Source organism: Ensifer sp. ENS11, assembly GCF_014851895.1.
In the GTDB taxonomy this organism is placed as follows: domain Bacteria; phylum Pseudomonadota; class Alphaproteobacteria; order Rhizobiales; family Rhizobiaceae; genus Ensifer; species Ensifer canadensis.
In genome coordinates this window covers 1-255 of the sequence record NZ_JACVAN010000091.1, presented here as the reverse complement: position 1 = coordinate 255, position 255 = coordinate 1, and the positions used below count along the sequence as shown (strand labels likewise).

General features: G+C 65.1%; 1 pseudogene. It reads right to left on the bottom strand.

From position 1 onward, the window contains the following. A pseudogene (locus tag IB264_RS34355) lies at nucleotides 1-255 on the bottom strand (trehalose utilization protein ThuA); the annotation flags it as partial.

The following is a 255-nucleotide window of genomic DNA, read 5'->3' as shown; positions in this document are numbered from 1 at the left end:
CCGGGCGGAAATAGAAGATGTTGCCGGCGCCCCGACGCCAGGTCAGACCCGAACGGAACACCTCGCCGCCGGCAAACCAGGAGATGAACACGGTTTCGAGCGGTTCCGGCACGGAGAACTGCTCGCCATACATCTCCTCGTTCTCGAGCACGAAGTTCTCGCCGATGCCCTCGGCGATCGGATGACGCGGGTTGATCGCCCAGAGCCGTTCACGCTCGCCGGCCTCGCGCCACTTCAATGCGCAGGGCGTGCCCA